Annotated in this window: 9 protein-coding genes; 4 read left to right on the forward strand and 5 right to left on the reverse strand. The window is 35.6% G+C overall.

Translation table 11 applies throughout. The features are described 5' to 3' along the window. Positions 1-87: 87 nt before the first annotated feature. Positions 88-1,368, forward strand: coding sequence for a DUF349 domain-containing protein (locus tag ABID42_RS13155; RefSeq protein WP_323260633.1), 1,281 nt, complete (start codon positions 88-90; stop codon positions 1,366-1,368). Between the two features lie 158 nt (positions 1,369-1,526). On the opposite strand, the gene ABID42_RS13160 is transcribed toward ABID42_RS13155, so the two are convergent. Then, the gene (locus tag ABID42_RS13160; protein WP_367284037.1) at positions 1,527-4,568 is read right to left on the reverse strand and encodes a serine hydrolase domain-containing protein; all 3,042 of its coding nucleotides are present in this window, start codon (positions 4,566-4,568) and stop codon (positions 1,527-1,529) included. Between the two features lie 368 nt (positions 4,569-4,936). Here ABID42_RS13160 and ABID42_RS13165 point away from each other — a divergent pair, with 368 nt between their 5' ends. Then, the gene (locus ABID42_RS13165) at positions 4,937-6,952 is read left to right on the forward strand and encodes a TonB-dependent receptor plug domain-containing protein (protein ID WP_367284038.1); all 2,016 of its coding nucleotides are present in this window, start codon (positions 4,937-4,939) and stop codon (positions 6,950-6,952) included. Between the two features lie 330 nt (positions 6,953-7,282). Here the strand turns inward: ABID42_RS13165 and ABID42_RS13170 are convergent, their stop codons facing one another. Beyond that, the gene (locus tag ABID42_RS13170; protein WP_367284039.1) at positions 7,283-9,754 is read right to left on the reverse strand and encodes a beta-propeller fold lactonase family protein; all 2,472 of its coding nucleotides are present in this window, start codon (positions 9,752-9,754) and stop codon (positions 7,283-7,285) included. 250 nt (positions 9,755-10,004) lie between these two features. Next, positions 10,005-13,229 (reverse strand): TonB-dependent receptor, encoded by a 3,225-nt coding sequence (locus ABID42_RS13175; RefSeq protein WP_367284040.1) that lies wholly within the window; start codon positions 13,227-13,229, stop codon positions 10,005-10,007. 328 nt (positions 13,230-13,557) lie between these two features. Here ABID42_RS13175 and ABID42_RS13180 point away from each other — a divergent pair, with 328 nt between their 5' ends. Beyond that, positions 13,558-14,010, forward strand: coding sequence for a hypothetical protein (locus tag ABID42_RS13180; protein ID WP_367284041.1), 453 nt, complete (start codon positions 13,558-13,560; stop codon positions 14,008-14,010). Between the two features lie 384 nt (positions 14,011-14,394). On the opposite strand, the gene prfB is transcribed toward ABID42_RS13180, so the two are convergent. Beyond that, positions 14,395-15,469, reverse strand: a protein-coding gene (prfB, locus tag ABID42_RS13185; RefSeq protein WP_323260623.1) for a peptide chain release factor 2 whose coding sequence is annotated in 2 segments (ribosomal slippage) — positions 14,395-15,408 and positions 15,410-15,469 — 1,074 coding nt in all. Because the reading frame shifts where the segments join, the coding sequence is not laid out codon by codon here. 167 nt (positions 15,470-15,636) lie between these two features. Next, positions 15,637-16,560, reverse strand: a complete 924-nt coding sequence (locus tag ABID42_RS13190; protein ID WP_323260621.1) for a class I SAM-dependent methyltransferase — start codon at positions 16,558-16,560, stop codon at positions 15,637-15,639. A 215-nt stretch (positions 16,561-16,775) separates the two neighbouring features. Here ABID42_RS13190 and lpdA point away from each other — a divergent pair, with 215 nt between their 5' ends. Beyond that, positions 16,776-18,170 (forward strand): dihydrolipoyl dehydrogenase, encoded by a 1,395-nt coding sequence (gene lpdA, locus ABID42_RS13195; RefSeq protein WP_323260619.1) that lies wholly within the window; start codon positions 16,776-16,778, stop codon positions 18,168-18,170. The last annotated feature ends 71 nt before the right edge of the window (positions 18,171-18,241 follow it).

The following is an 18,241-nucleotide window of genomic DNA, read 5'->3' on the forward strand; positions in this document are numbered from 1 at the left end:
AAAACTACTAAAATAAATTCAACCTAAACCATGAATCTCTTAGAGTTATGAGCCTTGCCAGACACTCTAATCATGTAATGTAAACCAATGGAAAATACAGTTAAGAACTCCGCCGACTATGGCTATTGTAAAGATGGTAAGGTCTATTTAAAAGGATATTCAGAATATCCAGAACGTCAGATTGGTGTTGTTAGAAACACAGAAGAGGAGGCCCTACAATATTTTGTGAATCGTTTTACGATTGCCGAAAATAAAGTATCCTTACTTTTTGAACAAGTAGAAGAAGCTCAGAACAAAGGCTCTTATCTTACCAAACTACTTCAACTTCGCAAAAATCTCGTAGAATTTGATGGCTTAGGAAATTTTATGCCCTTGCTTGAACGCTTGGATGGCTTAGAATTGGAACTAAGAGAGCTTATTTTGCACAACCAAATCAAAAATCTTGAAATTAAAAGAGCTTTGATTGAAGAGTTGAGAGAAGCAAGCAAGAATGAAGATTGGGCAGTAACTACGGAAACCATTATGGAAATTAAAACCAAATGGTTGAAAACAGGACCTGTTGATAAATCTTTGCAAGATGGCGTTGAAGAAGAATTCAACGGTATTGTAGATGATTTCTTCGTAAGACGTCGTGAATATTATGCTGAGAAAAACCGCATCATCGACGAAAAACTTGCTACGCTTCAACGTATTGTTGACGAAGCTCGTAATTTACGTTATGAAAAAGATGTAGATGCTGGTTTCCTTAAAATCAAGGATTTGCAACGTGAATGGAAAACCATTAGTCAGGTGCCGCCTAAAAAGCAAAGCCAACTTTGGAAACAATTCAAACGTTCAAGCGATTTCTTCTTTGAGCGCTACAACCGTGAAAAAGGAATTGTATCAACACCAAGAGTTGATCCTAGAGTACAACAAATGAAGGATATGACTACCGAATTAGAAGGTTTGTTCAAACAACAAGATTTGATTCCACAAACTTCTGAAAAGGCAAAAGGATATTTAGTTAAATGGAAAGAGTTATCGGCTCTTGCCAAAAATGTTGATAGAAGTATTGCTGAACGTTTCAGAAATATCTGTGATAAGATTTTCGAAATGAATTACTTGTTGAGAGTAATTAGCTATCGTCATCCAGCTTTACATGAAAAGCCAAGAATTGAGCAATTGAAAATCATGATTAATCAAATGGATTACATGACTAAAAAAGAGAAAAATGAATTGGATTCATTCATCTCTGATGCCAATTATAATGGTCAAATGGGAGACAAATTGGTGATGAATAAAATCAACACTCAAAAACGTAAAATCTCGATGAAAGAAACATTATTGATTGAATTCAAGAAAGAACTTGAAATTTTGTTAGATCAATAGTTTTTTAGACTGAAAGATAAATGAAGCAAGAAATAAGACTTGTTTCTGAATTGTATAAAATGAAAAAGCCTTCTGATGTGAATCGGAAGGCTTTTTTCGTAGTACGAGTTTCCAACTCGTGAGTGGTTATTCTATTTTTTTACGAGTTGAAAAACGTATTACTGTTGTTTTTCAATTGATTTATAAACAACATCCATTACTTTTCGTCTGATTTTCAGTGCATTAATTTTATTATTACTTGCCGAAGGATGTACTCTGTTTGAAAGAAAAATAAAAACCAATTCCTTTTCTGGATCTACCCAAACCAAAGTGCCCGTATAACCTGAATGCCCATAAGAACTTGGCGAAACCGAAGCCGAAATATAATTACTTTCGCCATCCGCTGGAAGTTTATCCCAGCCCAAAGCTCTGTCACTTTTTGAAGAAATACTGTTGGTAAATGCGTTGATAGTTTCTTCACTAAAGAATTTTAGCTGATGAATACTTCCTTTTTCAAGATTCATCTCAAATAATTTTACTAAATCTGAGGCTGAACTAAACAAGCCTGCATGCCCTGACACGCCTCCCAACATGGCGGCGGTTTGGTCTTGAACGGTTCCTTGTAATTCTTTTCCTCGAAAAAGTCTATCATTTTCGGTGGGTGCAATTTTGGCTTTTTCTATTTTTTTCAAAGGATTAAATCCTGTTGTTTTCATGCCCAAAGGTTCATACAAGTATGAATTTGTGAAAACATCCAAACTTTGTCCAAGCATTCTTTCTACAAGATGTTGCATTATCATCAAGCCTAAGTCGCTATAAACATAGCTAAAGCTTCCGTCTTTATCTCGTTTATTGATTAATGGAGATTTGATGACCCACTTCCAAACAGAATCTCGAATAGCAGTTTTGGCAAACATGCCTTCGGCTACTTCTAATGGATATTCCAAAGACTGCGTATCGCTATAATATTCTTTTTTCCAGCCTAAAGGAATGCGTGTTTTTTCCCAAAAAGGAATATAAGCAACCAATCCTGCTTGGTGCCAGAGAACATCACGAATCGTCATGTTTTCCTTGTTTGTTCCTCTGAGTTCTGGAAGATAAGTAACGATTTTTTCGTCTAAAGCAATCTTCTTTTGGTCATAAAGGTACATTACAGCTTGGAGTGTTGCCGATACTTTGGTAACAGAAGCTAAATCATAAACCGTCTGATTCGTTACTGGTGGGCTTGTTAATTCATACGCAAGCTGTCCATAGTTTTTATTCAGAATGATTTTTCCTTTTCTGGCAACTAATACTTGGCAACCCGGAAATACTTTCTGACTAATTGATGAAGCAATAATTGGGTCGATGCCTTTGAGTACTTCTGGATTCATTCCAACGCTTTCAGGCGTGGCTTTTTCTAATTGGCCTTGTCTTTTAAGCGTAATTCCATCGCCAGCTTTGTACAGGTTTTCTACCGAAACTGGCAATTTACCAACGGCAGGAATTTGTCCAAAAAGTACTTTTGCCATGGCAGAATAAGCGGCATCGTCGTCTTCGTAACCACAAACTAGATTAGATACTTCAGGAAAGTATTTTAAACTATAAGGATTCCCAAATACGCAGACTACTACGTTGGCAGTTTTTTTCTCAAGTCTTTTGATAAAATCTTGTACGCCAAAAGTCAAATCTAATCTGCTAGCAGATTTTTTATTGATGTTATGAACACTTAGAATAACGGTTTGAGTTGAATCTACATTTTTTAATACTTCATTGAAAAAGCTTTCATCGTTTTTATTTACATTCGAATACTGTGGCATCGACGTAAAAGAAGCCAATGCTTGTTGAAAACGATTGTTTGAAGCAATATCCAAACTGACCGAAACCAATTTGTTATTTTCAGTTGAAAGCGGTAAAAGCTTTCTTGTATCTTTCACAACGGTAATCGCATTCTCAAATAATTCTTGCTTGATTTGCTGTGCCTCAGGCGTATGTAATTCTTGATATAAATTATTGGTTTCAATGTATTTGAAGCGATTCAAACCGACCCAATATTTAGCATGAAGTATTTTTTTGACACGGTTATCAATTTCGGTTTGTAGAATTACACCCGATTGAATGGCATCTTTAATCTTACTGATGCCCTCTGGAATATTTTCGGAGTACAATAAAATGTCATTTCCAGCGATAAATGCCTGTAAATCAATTTCTCCAGATGAAACTCCTTTGCCACTACGCACGCCTTTCATATTCAAGGCATCGGTAATGACCAAGCCTTTGAAACCCATTTCTTTTTTCAATAAATTGGTAATGATACTTTGTGAAAGCGTAGCTGGACGCCAGTCATAGAAAGGAATTTGTAAATGACCAACGATAACACTTTTGATAGAATCTTCAATGAGTTGTTTAAAAGGCACTAGCTCAATATCGTGCATACGTTCGAAACCATACGATACTTGTGGTAAAGTAAAATGCGAATCGCTATGCGTATCGCCATGACCTGGAAAATGTTTTGCACAAGCCAAAAGTTGATTGTTCTGCATGCCTTTCATATAGGCACTACTTTTGGCGGCAACATTTTCGGCAATTTCACCAAAAGAGCGGAAGCCAATTACTGGATTTTGAGGATTAGAATTAATATCAACGACAGGAGCAAAGTTTAGGTGAATCCCCAACCGTTTGCATTGACGGGCAATTTCTGTACCCATGTCGTAAATTAATGAATTATCCTGAATCGCCCCCAAAGTAATTTGTTTAGGGAAAGCCATTGTAGCGTTTACACGCATTGCCAAACCCCATTCTCCATCAATACCCACCAACAAAGGAATTTTTGTAGTTGATTGAAAACGGTTATTCAGGTTGGCATAAGAAGTGGGTTCGCCTTGAAAAAATATCAAGCCACCGATATAATTATGTTGAATTAGATTTTCGAGTTTTTTAAAATGTGCTTCTCCATGCGTTGGATTGACCGCCACCATGAAAAATTGACCAATTTTTTGGTCATTATCCATTGAAGTGAAAATACTATCAACCCATTGATTTTCTAATAACTGACTATGATTGATGAATTTAGGAGCTTGAAGTACACGAGTTTTTTTGACAATTTTCTTGTCATTCAACACCTTCTTTTCCGTTTTTGAAAAAGGCAAAAACGTATTATTTAAAGCTCCTATGGGTGAACTTTTGATGGCAAACCAAAGGAGTATAAGTGTGAGCAAAAACAATGAAAATTGCTTATACATTTGATGAATTAATGGTTGATATACAAGTAAAAAAGATACAAACTTACAATAAATTTAACGCTTATTAAACAGGAAGAGGAAATTTGGATTATATAAAAATCGCTTACATAAATAGTAAAAGAAGTTTGAGGAAGATGGGAAATTATAAATTGAAAATGTTTTATCATTTAAGATAATAACGAAGAATCGCTGTGTTTATTCGGAAAGATAATCTATTTAAGTTTGAGGGATAATAAAGAAGCTAAACCTTAATTATTTGATAAAAAGAATCAATAGGTATTTTAAGGAGAATTGTAAAAATTGAGGGTTCAAAAAATATCACATTAGGCCTCAAAGGATAATTATTATCAACCCGAAAAACAAACAAAATGTCAATTTTTACTTGTCTAGTACTGAGTCTCTCAATCGCTACGGATTCAACGATAAAAAAACAAAACTTCTTATTGGATGAAGTAACGATAATTGCTCAAAGAAGTGAGCAGAAGGTATTTAATACGATGGGTTCTGTAGCGGTACTAAATGCTAAAAACCTAAAGAATTATCAATACAGAAGTACTCCAGAAACTCTATTTGGTGCCAACGGCGTGTTTGTACAAAAAACAAATCATGGTGGAGGTTCTCCTTTTCTAAGAGGTTTGACTGGAAACCAAACGCTGATTTTAATTGATGGCATTCGTCTAAATAACAGCACTTTTCGTTATGGACCAAACCAATACTTAAATACGATAGACCCATTTCTAATTCAAAATGTCGAAATATACAAAGGCGGAGGTTCTGTACAATATGGTTCTGATGCCTTGGGCGGAACTTTGCAAATCAATACTGCCAGTCCTGTTTTTGCGATTGATAAACCAATGCTTAATGGAAATGCAGTATTGCGTTATGGTACATCATCCCTTGAAAAAACGGCTAGAACAGAACTCTCTTTCGCTACTCAGAAAATGGCAGTGAAAGCGGGTTTGAGTATCAGAAAGTTTGGTGACTTAATCGGTGGCGATACTACTGGAGTACAATCTCCTTCGGGTTATGATGAATTAGCGTTTGATGTAAAAGCTAAATTCCAGCTTTCAAAAAATATTTATTTAACAGCCACTCATCAAAATTTAAAGCAAAGTAATGTACCTGTTTATCATAAAGTAAAGCTTGAAAACTTTAAGATTAATGAAATGTCTCCACAGAAAAGAGCGCTTTCATATCTACAATTTGATATTAAAAGCGAAAACCGTTTACTGAAAAATTTGGCTTTCAATATTTCTTATCAAAGTACTGAGGAAGGGCGAAATTCTCAGAAAAATGGTTCGAATGTATATCGAATAGAAAACGATCAAGTAAAAACCTTTGGTTCTTTTATCAATGTACGTTCTGAAATTTTAGCTAATTGGGATGCTAGTTCTGGAATAGAGTTTTATGCTGATAAAGTAAACAGTACGAAACAAGATACAGATTTACAAAGCAATAAAACTACTTATAGCAGAGGTTTATATCCTGATGCTTCAAGCTTCAATAGTTATGGGCTTTATTCTCTTCACCACATTAATTTGAATAAATGGGATGTAAATTTTGGCGCTCGCTTCAATGCTTATTCTATCCATGTAAATGACCAAACTTTAGGAGAAGTAAATGTTTCGCCACAGGCTTTGGTGGGAAATTTAGCATTAGGTTATCATCTGGAAAATCATTCTATGACTTACTTATCGTTTAATACGGGTTTCAGAGCACCTAATATTGATGATATGGGAACTTTAGGGATTGTAGATTTTCGTTATGAATTACCAACAGCCAATTTAAAACCTGAAAATTCTTATAATGTTGAATGGGGCTATAAATTCAGAACGACTAACTTTTCTTCAAGTGTTGCTTTGTATCATAATCAGTTAAGAAATTTGATTGCTAGAGTAAAAGTAGAAGGACAAAAGATAAATGATTATCAGGTTTACCGAAAAGAGAATGTTGAAAAAGCCTATATACAAGGTTTTGAATGGGCAACGGAATGGATGGTTTTACCTGAAATTAAAATTTATACAGACTTAGCTTATACTTATGGACAAAATGAAACCAAGAACGAACCTGTAAGAAGAATTCCTCCGTTGTCGGGTAGAGTAGGAGTACATTATCAAGCCAATACTTCTTTTTTTGTAAAAGTAGAAGACATCTTTGCTGGAAAACAAGACCGATTGGCACAAGGCGATAAAGATGACAATAGAATTCCAAAAGGGGGAACAAATGGCTGGAATGTACTAAATATTTATACGGGTTACGAATATAAAAATGTTACTTTGATAGGTTCATTTCAAAATATTTTTAATGTTGATTACCGCACACATGGTTCAGGAATTAATGGCGTTGGTAGAAGTTTGATTGCGACTTTAATGTATCGTTTTTAAGAAGAGTTAAACAAAAATTATGAGATATGAAGTATGAGTTATGAATTTAAAATATTGATATATCTTACTTATTTTACAAACATGAGTCATCCCGAATTTTAAAATCACAAAAAAGCGGTCTAAAAACTAATTTAGACCGCTTTTTTATGATTGATGAGCAACGAATTCCTACTGTTTGAGCGAAGCGAGTTTAGGAATTCTTGATTTTTTTGTTACTTTTTGCATCAAGGCAAAAAGTAAGGACGAGAATAAATCCAAAAGATATTAAAACCTTTTAAACTTGCTTTTTTCAAGAGAAAATTCAGAAGTATCCAAGTTTAACAAAGTCAATTAATCATCATCATCTTCGTCTTCCTTTTCTGCTTTAGCAGGGATTTTCACAAAAGCACTTCTTTTTGGAGGAGGCATTTTGCTATTTTCTCCTCTCATTACTTTCCAAATGTCTTCGTTAAAAGCTAAATCTGGAGCAGCATCTTCGTGACTAAAATCAAAATTAGTTTTGCGTTTTCCTGTGTTGATAGCAAGATTTCTTTGGTTAATATCAACATTCGCTGGCAAAGCTTTAAAAGGTGTTAAGTCAATATTTTTGGTAAAACATCTAAACAATGGCGTTGCTCCTGCATCGTATTGACTCATTGGCGGTAAACCTAAAATCAATTCCATCGTTCTCAACATCCCCGAAGTAGAGTACATCGTATGATCTACAAATTTTCTTTTGGTATAAGGACTCACCACATAAGCCGTAGAACGGTGAGCATCAACGTGGTCTGAACCATTTTGTGCATCATCTTCCAAAATAAACACGACCGATTCTTTCCAGATTTTAGATTTTGAAAGATGTTCTATGAAATTTCCAACTGCTAAATCGTTATCGGCAATGGCTGCTTCTACACTAAATGCCCCTTTTCTTGAACCAGATGTATGGTCATTTCCCATTCTTAAACTGCTGAAACGAGGAACAGCATTGATGGCCAACAAAGAATCAAAATCTGCTTCCCATTGCTTTTCACGGTCAGAATCTTTGAAGTTCATGTCCCAACCTTTATAATTTCTACAAACATTTCCTTTTACACCTGCATAATTTCCTTCTGGGCCATCGGCAAATTCTCCATAAGTTCTAAAAGGAATATTGGCTCTTTTACAGAAATCCCAAATAAAACCATTTTTAGGATAAGCAATTTCTCGCTGACCTTCAAAATCGTAAGAACCACCTCTTCCTCCATAACTTGTTACCCAGTTTTTCTCTACATAGTCATTGGCATAGGCTGCGGTTGACCAGTTATGTCCGTCGGCGGACACTTCCGCATCCACATAAAAATTATCCAACAACACATAATCTCTTACAATTTTATGTTGATTAGGCGTTAATTTTTCAGGAAAAATACAAAGCGAAGGGTCGCCATTTCCTTCTTTTACATCACCCAAAACTTGGTCATAAGTACGATTTTCTTTGATGATATAGAATACATATTTAATTGGAGATTTTCCTCCGACTTTCATTGGAATTGGATTATCGCTTTCGCCCATCGCTAATTTTTCTACTGCTTTGCTATAAGGAGTATTTTGAAAAACTACTTGCGAATAACTCGCCAAAGTTTGCTCATTAGGAACATCAATGATTGACATCGTTCCTTTCAACAAACCCGCAATATATTCTACTACTTCTTTGTTGGCTTCTGGGTTTGCACCTACTTCTTGTGGTTTCTTTTTGGCTAATGGATTGGGCCCTTTTGGATTTGGTTTTGAACTAAAGCCTTTACCGTTAGTTACATAAATTTTATCTCCGATGGTTTTTACTGCGGTTGGATACCAGCCTGTTGGAATAAAACCTTTCGATAAACTTTTTCCTTTCTGACTAACATCAAAAACGGCTAAACAGTTATTATCAGCATTGGCGATGTAAAGTGTATTTTCGTCTGGCGAAAGTGCCACAGCATTGGGTGTTGAGCCAATCGGAGCGTTTGGATATAATGAGGCAGAAATGTGTTCAATCAATCTTTTGGTGGAAGTTTCAATCACCGAAACAGTATTATCATTTCCGTTAGGAACGAATAAATACTTGCCATCTTTTGTAAAAACCATATCGTTTGGATGACTATTCGTTGCAATTTCAGCCGTGATTTTCGACTGAGCTGGATTATAAACGATTACTTTTGCTCCTCCCCAAAGCGTAATGTATAACTCATTGCTGTTGGGTGCTAACATACAAGTATATGGTTCGGCACTTAGTTTTTCTTCTTTGATAACTTTTCTGGTAGCCAAATCACAGATAAACAAAGACTTTGAATCTTTAGCAACTACATACAAACGATTTGCATCCACACAAATGCCAGCAGGTGAAATTTTAGCTTTTGGAAAAGCTTCTCCTAAAGTAATTTCTCCGTCTTGAATCAGTTTTTGGTTTTCTATTTTATAAATCACCACTACGTTATCGTTGCCACCAGAAGCATACAAGTATTTTTCATCTTGACTGAACGCTAAACCTACCCAAGATTTTTTGATGATGACATCATCCAATACTTTTTCGGTAGCAGCATCAATCAAAGTAATACTCTGAGTACTTTGTCCGTTGTTGGTAACAGCCAATAGTTTTTGCGAAGGCGAAACCACTAAATTTAAAGGTAAATCATTTAATTGAATACTTTTGCCTACGGGCGTTAGTGACCAACCATTAGGAAGTGTAACTCTTTTTGCGACCAGACTTTCAAGAATGGGGTCTTTGCGATTTTGATTGGAGCTTTGTTTTGGATTACAAGCCAAACAGCATAAAATTATGCCGATGAAAAAGCTTACATGTTTCATTTGTTGAAATGGTTTGTTCAGAAAGTATGTGGAAATATGAGACTTTAATAACTATATTTTAGGAATTTGAATCGTGATAAGTAATTTTTAAATGACAAAAAACGGTTACATAAGTAACCGTTTTTTGAAAGGATAGTAAGTGATGGTTACAATTTAACTAACATTTTTTATCGTAATTTCTTGATAATTAGAGTCTTGGAATGCCAATCACCAATCACTATTTACTAATCACTATGAATAAAGAGATTTCTTAAAATGAATATCTTAAACCTAATTGGATTCTCCAAGGAGTACCGCCAGCAGTTGATAATTTTCTTCCTGCTCCAGTTTCTACATTGTAAGCATAATTTTTAGTAGCTTGGTCGAAGCCCGTCATCGAGACTAAGTTAACATTTCCGTGGTTATAACTTACGCCTAAATCTTTATTTAATAAATTCATAAAGTTGAAGCAATCAGCCGAAAGAGAAATGTTGTGTTTGTTCAAGAATCTAACATCTTTCGTCAAACGTAAATCTACAGTATAATAAAATGGATTTACACCACCATTTCTTTCAGCTACTTTACCGATATTTTCACGAATATAAGTTTTTACACTTGGAGTAACGTCTGGATTATCCAACAAACCTTGAATTCCTTTTCTGATGGCTTCTGGAACATTAGCACCATTTGGGTCAAAAACATAAGCCAAGTCGTTTGTTAATACAAAGTCGCCATTAATACTCTTGTTTCCACCTACTAAGAATGAGTAACGAGTACCGCCAACACCATTAAAAATTGCACCTAACTGAAAACCTTTTACCGTTGGAGTAGCCGCTGAAACGACTAATTTATCAGAGAATTGGTCGTCAGAATAAGAAACTGTTTGGTCACGTGGGTCATCAACAACTGGTCTGAAAGTAGAAGTATTGGCTACACAGCAGTTGAACGAGCTATTATCTTTGGTATCGTTTTTAGTATAGCTAATGGTAAAATATCCATCTCTACCAATTTTCATACTTGCATCAATGACTACCGCAATTTGGTCTAATTTTCCAGAAGATTCTAATTCTAATACTCTTCCTAATTCATCTGATTTTCTACCTTTTGTCCAGTCGGTAGAACCATTCGCTGGAATAGTATTGGCAGGAACATACACACCACGATTCGCTTCGTTGCTCAATGTAAAGTAAGGTTGGTCAACAATGTTTCTGTCGTAATAAACATAGTTATTAACTGTTTTAGACCATAACAAGTTGATACCCGCACGGAATCTTGCATTAAAGAAACGGTTGTAAGAGAAGTTGATTTTATAAATTGAAGGTACTTGGAAATCTTTACTTACGGCATTGATGGTAGAAATATAGCTTGAACCCGCTGGAATACCCGGAGTAGAAGCAGGATTATTACGATAAGCCGCAAAATCTGGACTTGGTACTCCTGTACCCGAAACGTCGATTGAACCTACAATTGTACCAGCGTTTTGGATGTTGTTCAATTGTAAATACGAAACTGGCTGCGCTGAGAAAATACCTCCACCAAATTTAATAATATCTTTCTGGCGACCATCCACATCCCAAGTCAATTGTAATCTTGGTTGAATATTGTTATAATCAGCTAAAGTATTATTGGTTTTAATGCCTAATTTGCTTTCTGTAAGTGGGTTAGCATCTCCTTGTTTAAAGAAAATTGTAGCATCATAACGCAAACCCGCCATTGCCGTTACGTTTTTGAAAGGTTCAAATTCTACTTGTGCAAAAAGGGCTAAATCTAACAAAGATTGTTTCACTGCTGGATTCACCAAAGGTACTTCACGAGCATATCTGCTTGGCTTTTTGTCAATAAAATCTTGTAAACTTGAAAAGAAGAAACGTCCATTCATTTCGTTTACGATTTTAGAATCCAAGAAAGTCAACATATTATCTGTTCCGAATTTGAAATTCAAATTACCTCTTCTTAAATAAGTTGTATTGGCTAATTGAATGGTTTTGTCTTTAGCGTATTCTGTACCAAATCTTTGTCCACCAAATTGTACTGTTCTAGTTTGTGTAGCATTCGGATTACTTTCTGTAGGAATTACCGACCTTACTGTGATAATGGCTCTTGGAATGTTTTCCGTTGGTAAATCTGAACTAACGATGTAATTACGAGAAACTGTTTGAAATTGGAATTTCAATTCGTTGGTTAAATCTGGCGCTAAATCAGAGCGTAAAGAAAGTAATGAGCTGTTTTCTGTAGATTTAAAGCCAATCCAGCTTTCTAATAAATTGATGTTAGAGTTATCACTTGTTGACATTGGGCTGTTCCAAGTAGTCAAGTTATTACGGAAAGTCAGTTTATTTTTTTCATTAATCTGCCAATCTAAACGAGCAAAAATAGCATTAGCCACCGTCTCTCTCGAAAAATCTCCATATTGTTGTGTATTTTTCATGCCATACTTTTCTCTAGCCACAGCAATTAACTGATCTAAATTAGCTTTAGTAATTCCGAAGTTTTGTTCTTGTAAAGCATTGTAAACAGGCGCAATTTGGAAAGGAATTGTTTCATTCTGGCGGTCGAAAGCAACGAAGTAATGAAGTTTATCTTTGATTAAAGCACCACCTAATGAGAAACCATACTGTTTTTGGTCGATATTAGTTGTTCTTGGTGTTCCGTTGGCATTGTATTCGCTATTTAATGGGAATAATTTGTTGCCAAATAACGAAGCCTGACTAGCACGCTGATAGAAAAAGGCTGAACCTTCCGTTGTATTTGTACCATTTTTAGTTACCGCATTAACAGAACCCCCACCTTGGCGACCTTGCGTAACATCATAATTGTTGGTAGAAACCTGAAATTCACGAATGGCTTCTTGCGAAATGGTATAAGGTCCATTTCCTACAGTACCGTTAGTGTACATGCTACGGGCATTTACACCATCCATTGTAACATTGGTAGATGAAGAACGCTGACCGCTAAAACTACCATTTTTACCTTGTAATGGAGATAAAGCCGTTAAAGCTGAAAAGTTTCTACCTTCCATTGGCAACTGTTTCATTTGTAAAGAAGTAACCGCAATAGCAGCACCAGCACGCTCAGTTTCTTTATTCACAAAAGAATTTGCACTAACAGTTACTTCTGATAATTGGGTACTTCCCTGAACAAGTTTGGTATCAATTTTCAATTTATCTCCTTGGTTCAAGGCATAATTTGAAAACTTTTGTGTTTGATAACCCACGAAAGAAAAGGTGATAGAATAGGGCTTTCCGAGGGGTAATTGTTGTAGATGATATTCGCCTTGCGTATTGGTAACTGTTCCTGTTTGAAAACCTGTAGATTCATTTTTAACACGGATAGAAACACCAGGCACAACTTCGCCTTTTTCGTCTAGCACTTTTCCAGAAATGGTAGCATCAGTACCTTGTCCGAAAGATATATTACCCAAAAGAGTAATAAAAAATAGTAAAAAGAGCTTTTTAAAGGGACTCTTTTTTGTGAAGTAAAGAGTAAGGATTTGCATGTTGAAGATGGATTAAGTGAATTGTTGAACACAAAATTATCTTCACTATTTTGCTCGAAACGGTTTTAAATATTACCAAATTATAACCAGCCTAAAAGTTAAAATAGGCATAATGTTAACTTTACACAAGTAGGAGAGAATAGCAGTTTTGATAATTGTTTATTATTATTTGATTAGCAATTTCTTTGAGGAGGAGGATAACTAAAAACAGAATGTCGCCATTTCTTTTAAGAAGTAAGGTGTGGTTTTGTATCTTTGACTATAGTAAAAACAGAATTTTACACAGTTCAAACTTTACCAGTGTAAATATTGATAACGCCATATCTTCATGACCAATAAAGAGAAAACAAAAGGGGTATCCTCTATATTAAGAGTAATTTTTAAAATAACGATAGGCTTGGTTGTAATAGGAATATTATTGTTTTTTATACCAACTACCTCAGATAAATTTGCAGTATTCAATATCAATGATATTTCAAAGCCAATTTCCTTTATTGATTCCGTTTCTGCTCCGCATCAGAAATACAATAATTTTATACTTATTAAAATTACGGGAGAAATTGATGCTGATGCTAAAGTTGCGTATGGAGCTAAAGAGGTTGTTTTAATAAAAGGAAAGAAAACGCCCAAATTTCAAATGCACACTTCTTTCCCTTTATCGAAAGGAAAGATTAATATTGATGTAAGACATGATTATTATAGTGGAGATACTTTACAAGTATTTTTCACCCCTAAGGGTAGTAACAAGGGTTGGTTGAAAATACAAACACAAATTAATTGAAGGCATTGAGGCTTGCTTTATGGTGTTTTTGCGGTTCTCTTCGGTTTTTAAAGTAAAAAAGATACTAAAAGTATCTCAATACATACTTCAAGTATATCAAGAGATACTTTTTACCGCAAAATACCGCAAAAAAGTATCTCGATATATTCTTTTAGTATGTCGAGAGATACTAAATCCCGCAAAATACCGCAAAAAAGTATGTCGGGAGATACTTTGAGAATGATTCGAGATGTTTTTAGATGAAAATTAGGATAAGCAGAGGTGTAAACAAAAAACGGTAACCGCAAGGGTTACCGCTCAATATGATGCTTAATATCTAATCTTTTTTCTCTACAGAAAGCAAAAAAATCTAAAGTCTTCAAGTCTAAAATCCTTCAGTTCTAATTAAGCTTCCATCAAATAAGCCTTGATAAACTCATTGATTTCACCATTTAGTACGGCATCAGTATTAGAAGTTTGATAATTCGTTCGGTGGTCTTTCACTCGTCTATCATCCAACACATAACTTCTGATTTGTGAACCCCACTCAATTTTCTTTTTACCTGCTTCTACTTCTGCTCTGGCAGCATTGCGTTTGTCAATTTCTATCTGATACAATTTCGATTTCAAAAGTCGTAAAGCTACCTCTTTGTTCATCAATTGTGAGCGTTCTTGCTGACAAGCAATGATAATTCCCGAAGGTCTGTGGGTTAAACGAACAGCCGTTTCTACCTTGTTGACGTTTTGTCCACCTGCTCCGCCCGAACGGAAAGTATCCCAATCAATATCTGCTGGATTTACCTCGATTTCGATAGAATCATCCGCCAAAGGATACACATAAACCGAAGCAAATGAAGTATGACGACGAGCGTTTGAATCAAAAGGAGAAATTCTTACTAAACGATGCACACCATTTTCAGATTTCAGGTTTCCGTAAGCATATTCACCGTCGATTTCCAAAGTAACTGATTTAATGCCCGCTACATCGCCATCGTTATGGTCGGCTTCTTTTACTTTGAAACCATTTTTTTCAGCCCACATAATGTACATACGCATCAGCATACTTGCCCAGTCTTGCGATTCTGTTCCGCCAGCACCTGCGTTGATTTCAAGTACTGCCGACATACTATCGCCTTCGTCAGACATCATTTTGCGGAATTCTAATTCAGCTAATTTCTCCTCTAATTTTGCTCCTTCGGCATCTACTTCAGCTTCGGTAGCTTCGCCCATTTCGTAAAACTCCCAAATGGTGTCAAGGTCGTCAACAAAAGTATTGAGTTGGTCGAAACCGATTGTCCAAAACTTCAAAGCTCTAATCTTTTGCATCGTCGATTCTGCTTTTTTAGAATCCGACCAAAACTCAGGGTCGAGCGTAATTACTTCTAATTCCTCAATCTGGAATTTCTTATTATCGTAGTCAAAGATACCCCCTCAAAGCCTCTACTTTGGCTTTCAGGTCATTGAACCTGTCTTTTGTCATGCGTTAAAGTATTTTAATTTCGTAAATGTCAGTTCTGAAGAGTAATTAAATCGAAGATGATTCATACAAAAACCATTTAGAAACTTCCATTGACAAAGATAGTTAGAAAAAACAAAGCCTTCTAAATTTTTGGATTAGAAGGCTTTGTCATGAAATGTTTCTTGCTTTTATAAATAAGGATTTTTAGGAAACTCGTAATACAAATATCCTTCATTTTTCAATTTTGTGATGGTTTCCTGAGTCGGTAAGGTTTTGAAAATAACTGCACTCAACACTTGGTAAGGCAAAATGCCGAGTTTACAAAGTAAATTATCTCTACGAAGTTTCGACTGGATTTTACGAAAAGCCGCCGAAGTATTATTGGCAATTTCGGTATCGAGACCAGCTTTCCAATAAGAATTATTAATTCCCTTGAAGGCGATAGCGGGTAAATTCATACCCATCGCTATTTTTTCCATTTCCCTGTCCGAAAGTTTAAAGACATAATTGCCAACTTCTTCAAAAGAGTAACGGTTTTTCCAGTACTTCTGTAAAATGGTGGGGTCGAAACGGTCGAGGATATTTTTAACCGCAAGCATCAAAGGCATTTTGGTCAATGGGTCTTGTGGTTCAGCCAAAATGATGGCTTTTTTGGCTACTCTAATCATTTCATAAACACCCAAATAAGCTCTTGGAAAATGGTGATAAGCTTCTTTACAAAAAACATAATCGAAGGAATTGTCGTCAAAAGAGAGTTTTTCAACGTTTTCTACCGAAAAATCATCAATCAATTTTTGTGCTTTTACTAAAGGCAAAAATGCTCCGCCGATATCTGTAGCCATTACTTTACATCCATTTCTAGCAAAATAATTTGCATCAAAACCGTAGCCATCGCCCACGGTTAGCCAATGGTCATTTGAATTAATTAAAGGATTGGCAAGGTCAAATAAACGTTGATGAAGCCAGTAATCTATCGTATTATCTTCAATACTTTTTTGCCATTTACGAATGGTATTCAAACGTTTTTCTTGATCGGGATACTGTTTGGCAAACCAAGATTCATGAGAGAGGTAACTGGTTTCTTCAAAAGAGCTTTTTGAAATATTTTCCATTGTTTCAATAGGGAATCAAAAAATAGTGTTTATCGTTAGACTAATGTAAGGAAAAATCTTGTTGGAGAGCATTTTTTTAAGACAAAACTTAGAGAGATAAAGTAGATGTACTGATACTTCGGCTAAAAACTTCTTGCTAAGCTCCTTTCAATTCCCCGCTTATCCTTATCTTTGTAGCATAAAATTTGAAATTACCCTTAAAAAATAAAAATTAAATGGCACAAGTTTATGATTTAATCGTGATTGGCTCAGGTCCTGGTGGATATGTAGCGGCAATCCGTGCTTCGCAATTGGGTTTGAAATGTGCGGTAGTGGAGCGTGAGTCTTTAGGTGGTATCTGTCTGAACTGGGGTTGTATTCCTACTAAGGCATTACTAAAATCTGCACAAGTATTTGAATACATCAAACACGCTGCCGATTACGGAATCACGGTTTCTGAATCTCATGCCGATTTTGGAGCAGTCATTAAGCGTTCTCGTGGTGTTGCCGATTCAATGTCAAAAGGTGTTCAATTCTTAATGAAAAAGAACAAAATTGACGTAATCATGGGTAACGGAAAAGCCTTGAAAAACAAAAAAGTTGAAGTAACGGCTGCTGACGGAAAAGTAACAGTTTATGATGCAAAAAACATCATGATTGCTACTGGAGCAAGAGCAAGAGCTTTACCAAATATTCCAATTGATGGCGTAAAAGTAATTGACTACCGCAAAGCGATGTCATTAGAAACACAACCTAAATCATTGGTTGTAATTGGTTCTGGTGCAATCGGCGTTGAATTTGCTTATGTATATGCCGCAATGGGAACGAAAGTAACGATTGTAGAATTTTTACCAAACGTTGTTCCTGTTGAAGACGAAGACGTTTCAAAAGAATTAGCAAAACAATATAAAAAATTAGGAATTGATATTCATACAAACTCTTCAGTTGAATCTGTTGATACTACTGGCGAAGGTTGTAAAGTATCAGTAAAAACACCAAATGGTAATATTACGATTGATTCAGACATCGTATTATCAGCAGCAGGTGTTATTTCAAACCTTGAAAATATTGGTTTAGAAGAAGTTGGTATTATTACAGATAAAGGTAAAATCTTAGTAAACCAATGGTATGAAACCAACATTCCAGGCTATTTTGCAATTGGTGATGTTACTCCTGGACCAGCTTTAGCACACGTTGCTTCGGCAGAAGGTATCATTTGTGTTGAGAAAATTTCAGGACATAAAGTTGAACCTTTAGATTATTCAAACATTCCGGGTTGTACTTATTGTACTCCAGAAATTGCTTCAGTAGGTTTAACTGAAAAGAAAGCGAAAGAAGCAGGTTACGAAATCAAAGTTGGGAAATTCCCATTTGTAGCATCTGGTAAAGCTACTGCGGCAGGTGCGAGAGACGGTTTCGTAAAAGTAATTTTTGATGCTAAATATGGCGAATTCTTAGGAGCGCACATGATTGGCTACAACGTAACTGAAATGATTGCAGAAGTAGTGGTAGCTCGTAAATTAGAAACGACTGCTCACGAAATCATGACAGCTATTCACCCACACCCAACCATTTCAGAAGCTATCAAAGGAGCAACTGAAGCAGCTTATGGTTGTGCAGTGGATTTATAAGAAAAATAAGTATAAATCAGATAGTCGAATCCCTTTTCTTTTGGAGAAGGGATTTTTTTGTAACACGAGTT

The organism is Arcicella rosea, assembly GCF_040543805.1.
Taxonomy (GTDB): domain Bacteria; phylum Bacteroidota; class Bacteroidia; order Cytophagales; family Spirosomataceae; genus Arcicella; species Arcicella rosea.

Excerpts from the sequence above, each read along its gene's own strand:
- ABID42_RS13155 (WP_323260633.1), top strand. The coding sequence starts at position 88 with ATGGAAAATACAGTTAAGAACTCCGCCGACTATGGCTATTGTAAAGAT.
- ABID42_RS13160 (WP_367284037.1), bottom strand. The coding sequence starts at position 4,568 with ATGTATAAGCAATTTTCATTGTTTTTGCTCACACTTATACTCCTTTGG.
- ABID42_RS13165 (WP_367284038.1), top strand. The coding sequence starts at position 4,937 with ATGTCAATTTTTACTTGTCTAGTACTGAGTCTCTCAATCGCTACGGAT.
- ABID42_RS13170 (WP_367284039.1), bottom strand. The coding sequence starts at position 9,754 with ATGAAACATGTAAGCTTTTTCATCGGCATAATTTTATGCTGTTTGGCT.
- ABID42_RS13175 (WP_367284040.1), bottom strand. The coding sequence starts at position 13,229 with ATGCAAATCCTTACTCTTTACTTCACAAAAAAGAGTCCCTTTAAAAAG.
- ABID42_RS13180 (WP_367284041.1), top strand. The coding sequence starts at position 13,558 with ATGACCAATAAAGAGAAAACAAAAGGGGTATCCTCTATATTAAGAGTA.
- ABID42_RS13190 (WP_323260621.1), bottom strand. The coding sequence starts at position 16,560 with ATGGAAAATATTTCAAAAAGCTCTTTTGAAGAAACCAGTTACCTCTCT.
- lpdA (WP_323260619.1), top strand. The coding sequence starts at position 16,776 with ATGGCACAAGTTTATGATTTAATCGTGATTGGCTCAGGTCCTGGTGGA.